Source organism: Kitasatospora sp. NPDC101157 (genome assembly GCF_044768255.1).
In the GTDB taxonomy this organism is placed as follows: domain Bacteria; phylum Actinomycetota; class Actinomycetes; order Streptomycetales; family Streptomycetaceae; genus Kitasatospora.
In genome coordinates, this window is record NZ_JBIWPL010000014.1 from 29629 (window position 1) to 43875 (window position 14247).

A 14247-nucleotide genomic window follows, 5' to 3' on the forward strand; every position below is an offset into this window, starting at 1 on the left:
CCGGCCGCTGGTCCTAGGCTGGGCGGCATGGGTGTGTCCGTGGCCGGGCTCGGCGGTACGGCGGTCGATGAGGCCGGCCTGGAGGTGCTGGTGCACCGGTTGGCCGGGCGGGGTGTGGTGGTGCTCAGCGGGGCCGGGTTGTCGACCGAGTCGGGGATCCCGGACTACCGGGGGGAGACCGGCAGCCGACGGCGCGGGGTGCCGATGACGTACCAGGAGTTCGTGGGGAGCGAGGCGGCGCGGCGGCGGTACTGGGCGCGCAGCCACGTGGGGTGGCGGACGATCGCGGGGGCGGAGCCGAACGCCGGGCACCGGGCCGTGGAACAGCTGCGGCGGTCCGGGCACATCTCGGCGGTGATCACCCAGAACGTGGACGGCCTGCACCGGGCGGCCGGGACGCGTGGGGCGGTGGAACTGCACGGCGGGCTGCACCGGGTGGTGTGCCTGGGATGTCGGCGGACCGGTTCGCGCGCGGAGCTGGACCGGCGGCTGGAGGAGTTGAACGGCGGTCTCCGGGACGGCCGGGCGCGGGCCAATCCGGACGGTGACGCCGAGCTGCCGCAGGAGCTGGTGGACGGGTTCCGGGTCGCCCCGTGCACGGTGTGCGGCGGAGTGCTCAAGCCGGACGTGGTGTTCTTCGGCGAGAGCGTGCCCCGGCCCAGGGTCCAGCGCTGCTTCGAACTCGTGGACGCGGCCCAGGCGTTGGTGGTGCTCGGCTCCTCGCTCACGGTCATGTCGGGGCTGCGCTTCGTTCGTCACGCGGCCCGCGCGGGCACCCCCGTGGTGATCGTCAACCAGGGGGTGACCCGCGGGGACGAGCTGGCCGAGGCCCGGGTCGCGCTGCCGCTGGGCGCGGTGCTGACCGAGGCGGCCCGGCGGGTCAGGGCCGGGTAGCGAGGGCGTGCAGCGAGGCCTTGAGGGCGGCGACGAAGCGGTCCCGGGTGGCCTCGTCGACGAGGTCGAGGGAGAGGTAGGGATTGAGGTCCTCCAGCTCGACCAGGAGCAGTTCGCCCTCGGGGGTGCGGCAGGCGTCGACCCGCTGGATGCCGTGCTCGACGGTGTTCCAGGCGATGAAGCGCCGGGCGAACTCCAGGTCGGCGGCGGTCGGCTCGTACGGTTCGAGGCGCCAGCGCTGCTCCGGGTCGGGGGCGTGCAGGGCGTACTGGAAGGCGTCGTCCACGAAGTAGAACGAGACCTCGTAGGCGAACCGGATCAGCGGCTGGACCAGGACGTCCTCGGCGTACGGCACGGTGCCGAGCTGCTCACGGGCGACGATCCGCAGGCCGATCGAGTCGGCGCCGAGCTTCGGCTTGACCACGTACTCGGGGACGACGGGCAGCCGGGAGAGGTCCTCGGCCCGGTCGACGGTGGGGATGACGGGGTACCCGGCGGCGGTGAGGTCGAGCAGGTACTGCTTGCCGGCCATGTCGGCGCGCCCGGTCAGCTGGGTGTGGACCCGGGCGCCGCTTTCCAGCGCCCGGTCGCGGAAGTCCTCGTACGCGGCACGGTAGTTGAGCACCGGGCCGCTGTTGCGGATCAGGACCACGTCGAAGGAGTCCAGCAGGGCGGCGGCGTCCAGCGGGTGGCACAGGGCCACGTCGAAGTCCTCGCGCAGCCGGGCGGAGAGCGCGATGTCCTCGTCGCAGTACCGGCGGCCCCGGGCCTGGTAGGCCAGGTCGGTGACGAGCAGGACGCGGGGCTGGGCTGCGGCAGGCATGGTTCTCCCGAAGATCATCCGATCGGCTCAGCCTACCTCGGGGCGCCCTGCCGCTGGTGCCCCGCCCCGGGTGGCCTGCCCTGGGGTGCCTGCTCGCGTGCCTTACCTCGCGTGCCCTACCTCGCGTCCCCGTGCCTCGCGTCCTGCCCCCGGCGGCTCTGGGACGGCGGCCTCGCGTCATGGGGGCCGTGGGAGCTGTGCGGGGTGCGGTAGGCACGCGGGGTCTCCGGGCGGTCCGGACGCCGCACCGGAGCCTCCGCCACCGGGATTCGCGGCAAGGCGTACGGGTGCTCGTCGCGCAGGTAGCCGATCAGGTGCTCGCGCAGCCGGCAGCGCAGCTCGAAGGCGTCGCTGCCGTTCGCCGCCGTGGCCAGCACCCGGACCACGATGGTGGTCGGGGTGGTGTCGACCACCTGGAGGGCGCTGCCCTGGCCGTCCCACAGCTCGCTCTTCGCCAGGTAGTCGTCGAACTCCTGCCGCAGCAGCCCGACCGGGGCGTGGTGGTCGAGGTGGAGCAGTGCGGTGCCGGTGATCCGGCTGGAGCGGCGGGACCAGTTCTCGAACGGGCGGCCGACGAAGTACGACATCGGCATCACCAGCCGGCGCTGGTCCCAGGTCTCGATCACCACGGCCGTCAGGGTGATCTCCTCGACCGTCCCCCACTCGCCGGCCACCACCACGACGTCGCCGATCCGGGCCAGGTCGCCGAAGGCCATCTGCACCCCGGCGAACACGTTGGCGAGCGTGCTCTGTGCCGCGACCCCCGCCACCACGCCGGCCAGCCCGGCGGAGGCCAGCAAACTCGTACCGATGCCGCGCACCGCAGGGAAGGTCATCAGGACGGCACCGAGGGTGACGACCGCGACGACCGCCTGGCAGATGCGGCCGAGCAGACTGGCCTGGGTCCGGGCACGTCCCGCCCAGGCCGGCTCGCGGCGGTACACGGCGAGCCGGGCCGCGCCGTCCACCAGGACCGCGACCAGGCGGGCGCACAGCCACCCGCCCGCGGTGATCGCGAGGATCACGGCCAGGTGCCGCAGTCCGTCGCGGACCTCGGACGGGGCGTTGATCCACGGCTGGGCGGCGGAGAGCAGGAGGCACCCGGTCAGTGCCAGGACCGGGCGACGGCACCTGCGCAGCACCTCCGGGACGCCACCCGCACCCCAGGGGGCCGCCAGCCGCCGTGCCAGCACCTGGACGGCCCGGTCCAGGCCGTAGGTGAACAGGGCGGTGGCGAGGCCGGCGACGGCGAGGCGGAGCAGGCTCCACCACATGCTCTGCGCTCCTTTCGGGTTCGCGGACCGCCGGGGGAGGCGGTACACCAGGGCTCGTCGGCCGGGCCGTTCAGCCGATGCGGTCGGCCGGCCCGGTCGTTCGGGCGGGTCGTTCCGGCCGTTCAGTCCGGCGGTTCCACCGGGTGCGGCCGGCCCGGGAGCGGGGTGGCCGGTTCGGGGACCGGGCCGGGCGCCGGCCGGGGCTCCGGCGGAGGGACGGGCGAGCCGGGCGGCGGCGGGGGGTCGGGCAGCAGGGGCGGGCCGGGCGCCGGCCTCGGGGGCGTCTCGGGCTCCGGCGCGGGAGACGGCAGGCCGGGCTGGGCTGGGGCGGTCGTCATGGCGAGGGTTCCTCTCGTTGGGATGCGGTGCGTTCCGGCGGGGTGCGGGATCAGGCGGGGCACGCGGATCAGGCGGCCAGCAGGTCCTCCAGACCCCGGTCCCAGTCGATCCGGGTGTGTTCCTGCCCGGGCGGGACGAGCTTGAGGGTGTCGGCCAGGAACCCCGCGACCGCTCCGGCGGGCACGGCGAGCAGAGCGACGCCCTCCCGTCCGGCGAGCGCGATCAGCAGGTGGGTGTCGTCGTAGGGCGTGACGTGGACGTCCCCCTCGCCGGAGGGCTCGTTCAGGCCGGCGATGAGCAGGTCGCGCGAGAGCGACCACACCGCCTCCGCCTGGTAGGACGTGAAGTCCAGCTCCACCGCGTGGGGCTCGGTGGCCCGGTAGGACCAGTCGACGGTCAGGTCCCGGCTGCGTTCGTCGCCGGTCATCAGCCGCATGGTGAGCCGGGTGGTGAGACATTCCATGGAAGGGTTCCCCTTTGTCCCGGGATTCGTCGGGCGGGGACGGCCGAGGCCGTTCCCGCCCGTTCGTCTGTGGTGCCGGTCTGTGGTGCCGGTCGCTCTGCCGTGCTGCGGTGCCTGTGGTGCTGTGGTGCTGCGGCGCGGTCCGGTTCTCCCGGCGGGTCCTCCGGCTGCCCGGTCAGAGGATCCGGCCGCCGTAGAACCGGTCGTAGTAGGGCCCGAAGCGTTCGCGGGTGTCGTTCTCCTGCTCGGACCCGGCGTCGTCGAGATCGGGGCTGTGCTTGATCTCGTCCTTGGAGCGGTCGACGTAGACCTTCTGCTCGCCGATTTCGATGCGGGTCACGGTGCCGGCCGGGAGCAGGACCCGCCGGCCGAAGATCCACGGCCCGGTGTCCACGACCAGGTACTGCTCGCCGACCTCCTCCGACAGCTTGTCGACCTTGCCGATCGCGCCGTCGGTGGCCTCGACGTGGAAGCCGACCAGGTCGGTGCCGGCCGTGTGCCCGGCGGCGGTGCGGAACTCCCATATGTTGTGGCGCTCGTGCATGACTGCCTCCGTTCGTCCGGGTGGGTCGTACGGGCTCGGCTGCCCCCGATGCCGCGGTCCATGCCCACGGATCCGCGATCCTTGGGCGGCCGTTCAGCTCGTGGGCGGTCCGCTGCTCCGCTCGACGTGGTGCTTGAAGTCGTTCAGGTCGTCGATGACCCGGCGGTCGACGAAGCCGAGCGCCTCGGCGAGGTGCGCCCAGAGCCCGTGCGGCTCGACCTCCAGCTGGAGCATCACCCGGGTGGTCCGGTCGTCGACGTGGTGGAAGGTCACCACGCCGCTGTGCCGCACCGGGCCGTTGCCGCCGTCCCAGGCGACCCGCTCGCCCTCCACCACCTCGGTGGTCACGGCCTCGAACTCCCGCCGCCCGCCCGCGGTTTCGACCACCCAGCTGCTGCTGCCCCGGCCGGACACGTCCACGCTGACCACGCCGCGCATGAACTGCGGGAAGTCCTCGCAGTGCACCCAGTGCCGGTAGACCTCGCCGAGCGGCGCGGCTACCTCGACCGATTCCTCGATCCGTCCCATCGTCCCGTTCTCCCCTTCTCCTCCTCGGCCTTCCGGTCCTGCACGAGGTCCGGGTGCCCCGATCCCCGCCGGGCATGCACGAACCGCGACCGGTACCGTACGGAGTGCGCCCGCCGCTCCACGGTCCGGCCGTTCGTTCACGCAATCCTCACAGTGCCGACCGGCATGCGAGCGGGTTCGGCGGGTAACCGGGGACGGACCGTACGCCGAGGGGAAAGGACCGACATGGCCACGACCAGTGACGAACTCCTCCACCGGGTGACAGCCGCGGCCCCGGACGAGGCCCCGACGGTCGACGCGCCCGGCGCCGACCGCGCCGCCGTCCCCGGGCTCCCCGGGTCCACCAGGCACCCCGAGCTCCCGGAGCTCGCCGGCGTCGAGGATCCGAGGGAGGTCGCGCCCGGTGACGCCCGCGAGCTGACCAGGGTGCTGCTGGCCCGGCTGTCGACGCTGGAGGAGGGCACCGCCGAGTACTCGTACGTGCGGGCCACGCTCATCGAGCTCAACCTGTCCCTGGTGCGCTACGCGATCCGCCGGATCGGCAACCGCCGGGAGCCCGAGGAGGACCTGATCCAGGTCGGCTCGCTCGGCCTGATCAAGGCGATCGACCGCTTCGACCCCGATCACGGCGCGGAGTTCGTCACCTTCGCGCTGCCGACCATCATGGGCGAGATCCGCCGCCACTTCCGCGACGCCACCTGGGCCGTGCACGTGCCGCGTCGGCTGCAGGAACTGCGCATCACCCTGGCCAAGGCCCGTGACGTGCTGTTCCAGGACCTGGGCCGCTCGCCGACGGTGGCCGAGCTCGCCGAACACCTCGGCCGGCCGGAGGAGGAGGTGGTCGAGGGCCTCGCCGCCGCCAACGGCCACACCGCGGGCTCCCTGGACGCGCCCGGGACCGAGGGCGAGGAGGACCTCGGCCCGCTCGCCCAGCGCCTCGGCGAGGAGGACACGAGGTTCGACACGATCGAGAACCTGATCGTCCTCAAGCCGCTCGTCGCCGCCCTGCCGGAGCGGGACCGGCTGATCCTGTCCATGCGCTTCGGCGAGGAACTCACCCAGTCCCAGATCGGCGCCCGCCTCGGACTGTCCCAGATGCACGTCTCCCGGCTCCTCAACCGCACGCTGACCAACCTGCGGGCGGGCCTCACCGCCACCTGAGTCGACCCACGGTCACCAGGAGCAGACCCGACGTCACGCACGCCACCCGCGGCCCGGCACGGCCTGGCCTTTCGCCGGGTGGCGTGCGTAGGCTCGTGGGGCACACCCGTGGAGGGAACACGACGACGATGCCATCCGAGAAGACGATGCCCGCAGAGAACGAGTCCGTGACCGCGCAGCCGACCACCGCACCCTCCGATCCCTTCGGGACGGGCAGCCCGTCCGGAGCCGCCCCGTCGGGGCTCGGCCCGGCCGGGCCCGACCTGGCCGTGCGCACCTGGCACACCGACACCCGGGCCGCCGTCTGCACGCTGGCCGGCGACCTCGACATCGAGACCCTGGAGCCGGCCCGCAGCACCCTCGACGACCTGGTGGGGCAGCATCCGCCACTGCTCGTCGTCGACCTCGCGGGCGTCGACTTCTGCGACTCCTCCGGCCTGAACCTGCTGCTGCAGACCAGGATGGCGGCCGCCTCGGCGGACGTGACCTTCCGGCTGGCGGCGCCCTCCCTCACCGTCCGACGGCTGCTGGAACTGACCTGCGCCGATACCGTGTTCTCGCTCCACCCGAGCGTGGACGCCGCGCTCGCCGCGCCCCGGTGAGTACCGCGACCGGGCGAGGACGCGCATAATTCGGCAGTGGTCGGGAAACCGAGCAGACGACGTGGAACGACGAAGCGGACAACCGCGCCGGAACCGAAGGGGAACCCGCACATGACGACCAGCCGGGCAACCCTCGACGGCGACCGGCCGGGCACCGGCCCCACACTGCCGCCCGGCGGCCAGCGCCGGCGCCTGCACCTGGCCGGGCTGCCGAAACCCGTGGCCCGCGCCCGCGCGTACACCGCGCAGGCGGTCGCCGACTGGTCGTGGCCGACCGGCGCCCCGGGCGGCGAGGACGACATCGTGCTGCTGGTCGCCGAACTCGTCGCCAACGCGATGCTGCACGCCGGAGGCCCCGTCGACCTCGTGCTCGACGCCTCCGAGGCGCGCCTGCGGATCGAGGTCAGCGACCGTTCGACCGTGCTGCCCGAGCCCCGCCGCCCGCACCGTCCGGGCCTGCCCGGCGGACACGGGCTGTTCATCGTCCAGAACGCCGCCACCCGCTGGGGAGCGCTGCCGCACGTCGACGGCAAGACGGTCTGGGCCGAGATCGACGCCCGGCCCCCGCACCCCGGCCCCTGACCGCCGCCCCCGACCCGGTCGGCGGCGCACTTCCGGGAGGGCCTTCCCGGGGCGGCGGTGGTTGACCGGCGGTGAATCGACCTGCCGAAGCGGCAGGCAACCGGTACCATCTGCGCGTTCGATCTCGGCGGCACGGGCAGCATGGGGGCGGGGGCCGTGGCAGGAACCATCACGTTGTGGGTGTTCGGACTGCTGTGCTTCGTGGTCGCGTTCGCGAAGGAGGCCGCGAGCGGGGCGGGGATCAGCCTGCCCGGTCCCAAGAGCGGGGGAGCCCGGGTCGGGGTGGTCGGGGTCGGGATCCTGGCGCTCGTCCTGGGGACGGCGATCCTGCCGCACGGCGGCACGCCCGCCGAACCGGCCCTGACGCGGGGCGCGGCGCCGCCCGGGGCGGGCGCGCCCGCGGCGACTGTCTCCGCGGGCGCCGGAGCCGGCGGAACCGCCTCCACGGCTGCGCCCGCTCCACCCGCGTCGTCGCCGACCGGGCTCGCCGTGGTCTGGGCCGGTCAGGTCGGGATCCCCTTCGAGGGCGGCATCGACTTCGACCTGACCCCGCCGGGGCGCCACCCCGGGTTCCCCCAGGGCATCTACGCGACCGGGTTCAGTGACACCGAGGCGGTCCTGCGGGACGAGATCCAGATGGACCACGACACCTTCGGCCTCTGGACGGGCCAGGCTCCGCCCTCGGCGGCCGCCTGCGCGGACTGGGCGGCCGGCCACGCGGGCGACTCGGTGCACGTGAAGGCCGGGTCGCTGGTCTGCCTGAAGAGCCCGGGCGGCCGTACCGCGTTGATCAAGGTCGACTCCATCGCCCCGGCGGACTACCAGGTGGAGGCCACGGTGACGCTCTGGGCGGCGGGCTGAGCCCGGGAGGCTGGAGCGATGCCTGGAGCGGCGTCAGGAGTGGTGCGGAAGGCCCAATGTCCGGCGGGTGCGCGGTGTGCTTTCCGGGTGGCTCCGGAGAGTTGACCTAGATTGCCCGACCATGAGCGAAAATGTCGGAATCAGTCGTCGGTCAGTGCTCAAGGCGATCCCCACCGCAGTCCTCGTGGCGGCGTCCGACGGGATCCTCTCCCGGCGGTACGCCGCCGCGGCGCCCGCTCCCTTCCCGCAGCCGGCCGTCCGGACCGGGCGGCCGGTGCCCGGCACGCCGGGGGCGGTGCTGGAGGAGACGCTCGACGTGCGGTTCACGGACACCGTCGTCCCGGGCTACGGGACGGTCACCACCCGCACCTACAACGGGACGATCCCGGGACCGACCCTTCGGGTGCGCGCCGGGGACACCCTGCGGCTCACCCAGGTCAACGGCCTGCCGCCGAACGCGCCCCACAGCGGCGGCCACAACCGGCCGCACAACCTCAACAGCTTCAACCTGCACACCCACGGCCTGCACGTCTCCCCGTCCGGGGACGCCGACAACGTGCGCCGCGAGTTCGCGCCCCGCACCGCCGACGAGGTCGAGGCCGGCGCCCCGGAACCGCGGTACGTGACGACCGTCGACATCCCCGCCGACCACCCGGCCGGCACCCACTGGTACCACCCGCACCTGCACGGGGCCACCTCCGTACAGCTCGTCGGTGGGATGGCCGGGGTCCTCGTCGTCGAGGGCGACGTCGACGAGGTGCCCGAGATCGCGGCGGCCGCCGACCTCGTCGTCTGCGTCAACGAGCTCAGGCTCAAGGACGGCGAGGTCCCCGAGTTCAGTTCCGGGAACGCGCTGGCCGCCGTCCCGGCGACACTGACCGTCAACGGCCGGGTCAACCCCACCCTCACGCTGCGCCCGGGCGAGGTGCAGCGCTGGCGGCTGGTCTGCGCGACGGCGTTCACCGCGCTGCCGCTGCGGCTCACCGACGGGGAGCGGGACCTCACCTTCCACCAGATCGCCCTGGACGGCGTGACCTTCCCCGCCACGGTCGCCACCGACCGGCTGCGCCTGGCCATGGGCAACCGCGCCGACGTGCTGGTCCGTGGCGGCGACCCCGGCAGCTACGAACTGCGGGCCGACGGGGTGTCCGCGCCGCTGATGACGGTCAGGGTGACCGGCCCGGCCGTCGAACCGCCGATGGAGCTGCCGACCACCCTGCCGGCCGGCAAACCCTTCCTCGACGAGGACGACATCACCAACCCGGACGCCGACCGCGAGGTGGTCTTCCACGTCGACCCCGGAGTCTTCGGCGGGTCGTTCCCCAACGCGTTCCGCGTCCTCGGGAGCAACCCGACCCCCGCGGCCGATCCCGACGGCGACCTCGCCCGGGACGAGGCGTACGGCCTGTTCGACCCCGGCTACGTCAACCACACCCTGGAGCTGGACAGCGTCGAGCGGTGGACCGTGCGCACCGACGAGACCCACCCGGCCTTCAGCCACCCCTTCCACCTGCACACCAACCACGTGCAGGTCACCCACCGCAACGGCGAGCGGCTCGACCCGCCGGTCTGGCAGGACACCGTCGACCTGGCCGGCGGCAGGCCCGGCGACACCGTCACCTTCCTGGTCCGGTACGAGGACTTCACCGGCAGCACCGTCGCCCACTGCCACCAGCTCCAGCACGAGGACCTCGGGATGATGCAGACCGTCGAGTACGTCGAACCGAGGCGGCCGGGCCGGCGCACGGGCGGTCAGATGCCGACGTAGTTCTCGGCGAACCAGTTCTGGTAGGTGTGCGAGGTGCGCAGGGATTCGACGCGGGAGCGCCGCATGGCTTCGTGGAAGAACGATTCCTCGCCCGCGCCGGCCGGGGCGTGCAGGAGCTGGATCATCCAGTGGGCGAACTCCTGCGCCCGCCATATGTGGGCGAGGCAGCGCCGGGAGTACCCGTCGAGCGCCCTGGAGTCGCCGTGGGAGACTTCGTCGATCAGGGCCTCGGCGAGCAACTCCGCCTCCAGGACGGCGAGGTTGGCGCCCTTCGCGGCGGCGGGGGCGGGCAGGCTGGCGGCGTCCCCCGCCAGCAGCAGCGAGCCGTGCCGCAGCGGTTCGACCACGTCGGACTCCAGGTCGATGACGGAGCGCTGGACGATCCGGCCGTGGTGCAGCGGCCCGTGCACGGCGGTGTACATCCGGCGGTCGAGGGCCGCCCAGATCCGCTCCTCGGACCAGGCGTCGCCCGGGAGGCCGCGCTCGTACTGGAGGTAGTAGCGGGTGATGTCGGCGGTGCGGGCCATGTGGCCGGCGAAGCCGTCCGGGTGCATCGCGTAGCCGACGGCGTCCAGGCTCGGGGGCGCCTCGGCGAGGAGGCCGAGCCAGGTGACGCCGTGGTCGCGGTGGTGGCGGAGGGTGCCCGCCGGCAGGGAGCGCCGGGCGGCGCCGTGGCGGCCGTCGCAGCCGGCCACGTACCGGGCCCGCCACCGGCCGGGGCGGCCGCCGGCCTCCCGGACCTCGACGGTGGGGCGGGGGCCGGCGGCCTCCTGCACGGTCCGCGCCTCGGTCTCGAAGCGGATCCGGCCGCCCGCGTCCAGGTAGTGGGTCAACAGGTCGCCGACCAGGTCCTGTTGGGGGTAGACGGTGTGCCGCTCGCCGCGGCCGAGGTTGCCGTAGTCGAGCCGGAAGCCGCCGTTCTCTGTGCGGAACTCGCAGGTGCCGTGCGGCCGGCCGCGCCGGTGCAGGCCGTCGGCCAGGCCGTGGCGCTCCAGCACCCGGACGGTGTTGGCGGCGAGGAAACCGGCCCGGGCCCTGGTCCGGACGTGGGCGAGGTCGGCGCGTTCGAGGACGACGCAGTCGATCCCGGCGGCGTGGAGGAGGTTTCCGAGCGTGAGCCCGGCCGGTCCGGCCCCGAGGATGACGACGTCGGCGGAGTCCTGGGCTGTTCGATTCTTCTGACCATCAGTCACAGTACGGGGAGCTTAGCCACCGCTGGGTGCCTCTGCTCGAAGCTGATCGGGGATGCGCACTATTGCGCGGTACTGGCGAGCTGGACTATAAATCGATCAGCTTCACGCATGTTCGTGCAGTCTCGCGCAGGAGGACCTCATGGCCCACGTCGACGAAGAGATCGCCAGCCAACCCGACTGCTGGCAGCGCGCACTGGAACTCACCCCGCGGCACCTGCCCGAACCCGGCGAGCGGGCCGCCGTCATCGGCTGCGGCACCTCGCTCTACATCGCCCAGGCCTACGCCGTGCTGCGCGAATCCCTCGGACTGGGCGAGACCGACGCCTTCGCGGCCTCCGAGTTCCCGGCCGACCGCCGGTACGACCGGGTGGTCGCCCTCACCCGCTCCGGCACGACCACCGAGGTGCTCGACGCCCTCGCCCGGACCGGCACGACCGAGACCGTGGCCGTCACCGCCGACCCGCGCACCCCGGTCGGCGCCGCCGCGCGCCACCTGGTGGCGCTGGAGTTCGCCGACGAGAAGTCCGTCGTCCAGACCAGGTTCGCCACCACCGCGCTCGCCCTGCTCCGCGCCCACCTGGGCGCCGCCCCGGCGGACCTGCCCGCGCAGGCCCGCGCCGCGCTCGACGCGCCGCTGCCCCGAGGCGCCCTGGAGGCACGGCAGTTCACCTTCCTCGGGACGGGCTGGAGCAGCGGTGTGGCGAACGAGGCCGCGCTCAAGGTCCGGGAGGCCTCGGGGTCCTGGGCCGAGTCCTACCCGGCCATGGAGTACCGCCACGGCCCGATCAGCGTCAGCGGCCCGGAGAGTCTGGTGTGGTTCCTCGACACCCCGCCCCACGGCCTGCCCGAGCAGGCCGGGGCGACCGGCGCCGCCGTGAACACCGCCCGGCTCGACCCGCTGGCCGAACTGGTCCGGGTCCAGCGGCTCGCCGTGGCCCTCGCCGTCCGTCGCGGGCTCGACCCCGACCGGCCGCGCCACCTCACCCGCTCGATCGTGCTGGACCAGCCGTGACCCGCCGCCGGCCCGCCGACCGGGACGGCTCGTGATCCTCACCGTGACGCCCAACCCCGCGCTGGACCTCACCTACCGGCTGGCCGTCGTCCGCCCGCACGCCGGGAACCGGGTGCGGAACGTCCGGCAGCAGGCCGGGGGCAAGGGCGTCAACGTCGCCCGGGTGCTCACCGCGCTCGGCGAGGCCGCGGTCGTCACCGGCCTGGCGGGCGGCCCGAGCGGCCAGGCCCTGCGAGCGGACCTCGCCGCCGCCGGGCTGCGCGACGAACTGGTCGAAGTGGCGGGGGAGACCCGCCGCACCGTCGCGGTGGCGGACGACCAGGACACCACCGTCTTCCTGGAGCCCGGACCGGAGGTCACGACGGCGGAGTGGCGGCGATTCCTGGTCCACTACCACCGGCTGCTGGGGGGCGCCTCGGCCGTCGTGCTCTCCGGCAGCCTGCCGCCCGGACTGCCCACCGACGCCTACCGGACGCTGATCGACCTCGCCCGCTCCCACGGGGTGCCCGCCGTGCTGGACGCCGAGGGGCAGGCGCTGCTGCGGGCGCTGCCCGCGCGCCCGGCCGTGGTGAAGCCCAACGCCCACGAACTCGCCGCGGCCACCGGAACCGAGGACCCGGTCCGGGGCGTCGAGCGGCTGCGCGCCGCCGGGGCCGCCGCCGTGGTGGCCTCGCTCGGCCCGGACGGCCTGCTCGCCGCCACCCCCGAAGGCGGCTGGCGGGCCCGCCCGCCCGAGCCGCTGCCCGGCAACCCGACCGGCGCGGGCGACTCGGCGGTCGCCGCCCTCGCCCTCGGCCTGGTCCGTGCGGCGCCCTGGCCCGAGCGGCTGCGGCAGGCCGTGGCCCTGTCCGCCGCCACCGTGCTCGCCCCGCAGGCCGGGCACTACGACGCCGACGCCTACCACCGGCTGCTCGACCTGGTCCTGGTCGAGCGGTCGGACCGCCCTCAGCCGGCCCAGCCCCAAGGAGAACCGTGACCCTCGTCGGAACCGGAGAGATCGTCGCGCCCGCGCTGAGCAAGGGCCGCGGGGTCGGGGCGTTCAACGTCATCCAGCTGGAACACGCCGAGGCCATCGTCGCCGGGGCCGAGGCCGCCGGGACGCCGGTGGTGCTGCAGATCAGCCAGAACGCGGTCCGCTACCACGGCGGCCTGACGCCGATCGGCAGCGCGACGCTGGCGGTGGCGGCGGCCGCCGCCGTTCCGGTGGCCGTCCACCTGGACCACGCGAGCGAACGACCACTGGTGGAGCAGGCGCTCCGGCTGGGGTTCGGCTCGGTGATGTTCGACGCCTCGGCGCTGCCGTACGAGGAGAACCTGCGCGCCACGGCGGAGGTGGCCGCGCTGTGCCACGAGGCGGGCGTGTGGGTGGAGGCCGAACTCGGCGAGGTCGGCGGCAAGGACGGAGTGCACGCCCCCGGGGCCCGGACGGATCCGGAACAGGCCGCCGAGTTCGTCGGACGCACCCGCGTCGACGCGCTGGCCGTCGCCGTCGGCAGCTCGCACGCCATGCTGACCCGCACGGCTGCCCTGGACCTCGGGTTGATCGCCGCCCTGCGAGCGGCCGTCACGGTGCCGCTCGTGCTGCACGGCTCCTCCGGCGTCCCGGAGACCACCCTGGCCGCGGCCGTCGCCCACGGCATGACCAAGATCAACATTGCCACCCACCTCAACAAGGCCTTCACCGAGGCGGTCCGCCGACACCTGACCACCGCCCCCACCCTGGTCGACCCCCGCACCTACCTCGGGGCCGCCCGCAACGCGGTCAGCCGTGAAGTCACCCGCCTCCTGAGCCTCCTGACCGCCCCCCACTCCGCGGCTGCCCCCTGAGGTCCTGGGCTCGGTTGCCGGCTGCGGGGGACGGCCCGTGCGGGGGCTGGTGGCGGGGGTGGTCAGGCGGACCTGACGGTGGGGAACCTGTCGCCGCCCAGGACCCAGCGGCCCTGGCGCATGACGGCGACCGGGTCGTAGCCGGTGGAGTCGACCGCGACCAGGTCGGCGAGCTTGCCGGTCTCCAGGGAGCCGACCGAGTCGGCGAGGCCGAGCAGGCGGGCAGGGGTGGCGCAGAGCGACTCGACGGCCTGGTCGAGGGTCAGGGTGCCGCGTTGGACGGATCTCCGGAAGACGCGGTCGAGGGTGAGCGTCGACCCCGCGATGGAGCTGCCGTCCGGGAGCATCGCGACGCCGTTCTCGGGCGCCGGACAGG

General features: G+C 74.0%; 16 protein-coding genes. 9 read left to right on the plus strand and 7 right to left on the minus strand.

Annotation, left to right across the window (positions count from 1 at the left end):
* The first annotated feature begins 27 nt into the window (after positions 1–27).
* Positions 28–894, plus strand: a complete 867-nt coding sequence (locus tag ACIRVF_RS25220; RefSeq protein WP_402821934.1) for an NAD-dependent protein deacetylase — start codon at positions 28–30, stop codon at positions 892–894.
* Here the strand turns inward: ACIRVF_RS25220 and ACIRVF_RS25225 are convergent.
* The 5 genes from ACIRVF_RS25225 to ACIRVF_RS25245 form a co-directional block, all read right to left on the minus strand.
* Positions 881–1717 carry a hypothetical protein gene (locus tag ACIRVF_RS25225; protein WP_402821936.1) on the minus strand — a complete coding sequence of 279 codons (837 nt, stop codon included), beginning with the start codon at positions 1715–1717 and terminating at the stop codon, positions 881–883. The two genes, ACIRVF_RS25220 and ACIRVF_RS25225, sit on opposite strands and share 14 nt — an antisense overlap.
* Before the next feature lie 116 nt (positions 1718–1833).
* Positions 1834–2991, minus strand: a complete 1158-nt coding sequence (locus ACIRVF_RS25230) for a mechanosensitive ion channel family protein (protein ID WP_402821938.1) — start codon at positions 2989–2991, stop codon at positions 1834–1836.
* A 406-nt stretch (positions 2992–3397) separates the two neighbouring features.
* Positions 3398–3793 (minus strand): SsgA family sporulation/cell division regulator, encoded by a 396-nt coding sequence (locus ACIRVF_RS25235; protein ID WP_402821939.1) that lies wholly within the window; start codon positions 3791–3793, stop codon positions 3398–3400.
* A gap of 175 nt (positions 3794–3968) precedes the next feature.
* Complete coding sequence (locus ACIRVF_RS25240; RefSeq protein WP_402821941.1) at positions 3969–4337, minus strand: PRC-barrel domain-containing protein; 369 nt, start codon at positions 4335–4337, stop codon at positions 3969–3971.
* 93 nt (positions 4338–4430) lie between these two features.
* The gene (locus ACIRVF_RS25245; protein ID WP_402821944.1) at positions 4431–4865 is read right to left on the minus strand and encodes an SRPBCC family protein; all 435 of its coding nucleotides are present in this window, start codon (positions 4863–4865) and stop codon (positions 4431–4433) included.
* A gap of 225 nt (positions 4866–5090) precedes the next feature.
* Between ACIRVF_RS25245 and ACIRVF_RS25250 the strand changes: the two genes are divergently transcribed.
* The 5 genes from ACIRVF_RS25250 to ACIRVF_RS25270 all read left to right on the plus strand — a co-directional run bounded on the left by ACIRVF_RS25250 (position 5091) and on the right by ACIRVF_RS25270 (position 9839).
* Complete coding sequence (locus ACIRVF_RS25250) at positions 5091–6026, plus strand: SigB/SigF/SigG family RNA polymerase sigma factor (protein ID WP_402821947.1); 936 nt, start codon at positions 5091–5093, stop codon at positions 6024–6026.
* A 128-nt stretch (positions 6027–6154) separates the two neighbouring features.
* On the plus strand, positions 6155–6628 hold the full coding sequence (locus tag ACIRVF_RS25255; RefSeq protein ID WP_402821950.1) for an STAS domain-containing protein: 474 nt from the start codon (positions 6155–6157) through the stop codon (positions 6626–6628).
* 111 nt (positions 6629–6739) lie between these two features.
* Positions 6740–7210, plus strand: a complete 471-nt coding sequence (locus tag ACIRVF_RS25260) for an ATP-binding protein (protein WP_402821953.1) — start codon at positions 6740–6742, stop codon at positions 7208–7210.
* Positions 7211–7366: 156 nt separating this feature from the next.
* The gene (locus ACIRVF_RS25265; RefSeq protein WP_402821956.1) at positions 7367–8071 is read left to right on the plus strand and encodes a hypothetical protein; all 705 of its coding nucleotides are present in this window, start codon (positions 7367–7369) and stop codon (positions 8069–8071) included.
* A 121-nt stretch (positions 8072–8192) separates the two neighbouring features.
* A complete protein-coding gene (locus tag ACIRVF_RS25270; protein ID WP_402821959.1) occupies positions 8193–9839 on the plus strand; it encodes a multicopper oxidase family protein in 1647 nt (548 codons plus the stop codon).
* On the opposite strand, the gene ACIRVF_RS25275 is transcribed toward ACIRVF_RS25270, so the two are convergent.
* Positions 9824–11032 carry a 4-hydroxybenzoate 3-monooxygenase gene (locus ACIRVF_RS25275; RefSeq protein ID WP_402821962.1) on the minus strand — a complete coding sequence of 403 codons (1209 nt, stop codon included), beginning with the start codon at positions 11030–11032 and terminating at the stop codon, positions 9824–9826. The two genes, ACIRVF_RS25270 and ACIRVF_RS25275, sit on opposite strands and share 16 nt — an antisense overlap.
* Before the next feature lie 139 nt (positions 11033–11171).
* Between ACIRVF_RS25275 and ACIRVF_RS25280 the strand changes: the two genes are divergently transcribed.
* Genes ACIRVF_RS25280 through ACIRVF_RS25290 form a run of 3 tightly spaced genes read left to right on the plus strand, consistent with a single transcriptional unit; the run spans position 11172 to position 13871 of the window.
* A complete protein-coding gene (locus ACIRVF_RS25280; protein WP_402821965.1) occupies positions 11172–12044 on the plus strand; it encodes an SIS domain-containing protein in 873 nt (290 codons plus the stop codon).
* A 31-nt stretch (positions 12045–12075) separates the two neighbouring features.
* Entirely contained in the window at positions 12076–13020 is a 945-nt protein-coding gene (locus tag ACIRVF_RS25285) for a 1-phosphofructokinase family hexose kinase (RefSeq protein WP_402821967.1), read from the plus strand.
* Positions 13017–13871, plus strand: coding sequence for a ketose-bisphosphate aldolase (locus ACIRVF_RS25290; protein ID WP_402821970.1), 855 nt, complete (start codon positions 13017–13019; stop codon positions 13869–13871). The genes ACIRVF_RS25285 and ACIRVF_RS25290 overlap by 4 nt, the downstream gene beginning before the upstream one ends.
* A gap of 62 nt (positions 13872–13933) precedes the next feature.
* Here the strand turns inward: ACIRVF_RS25290 and ACIRVF_RS25295 are convergent, their stop codons facing one another.
* Complete coding sequence (locus ACIRVF_RS25295) at positions 13934–14218, minus strand: amidohydrolase family protein (RefSeq protein ID WP_402821972.1); 285 nt, start codon at positions 14216–14218, stop codon at positions 13934–13936.
* Between the last annotated feature and the right edge of the window lie 29 nt (positions 14219–14247).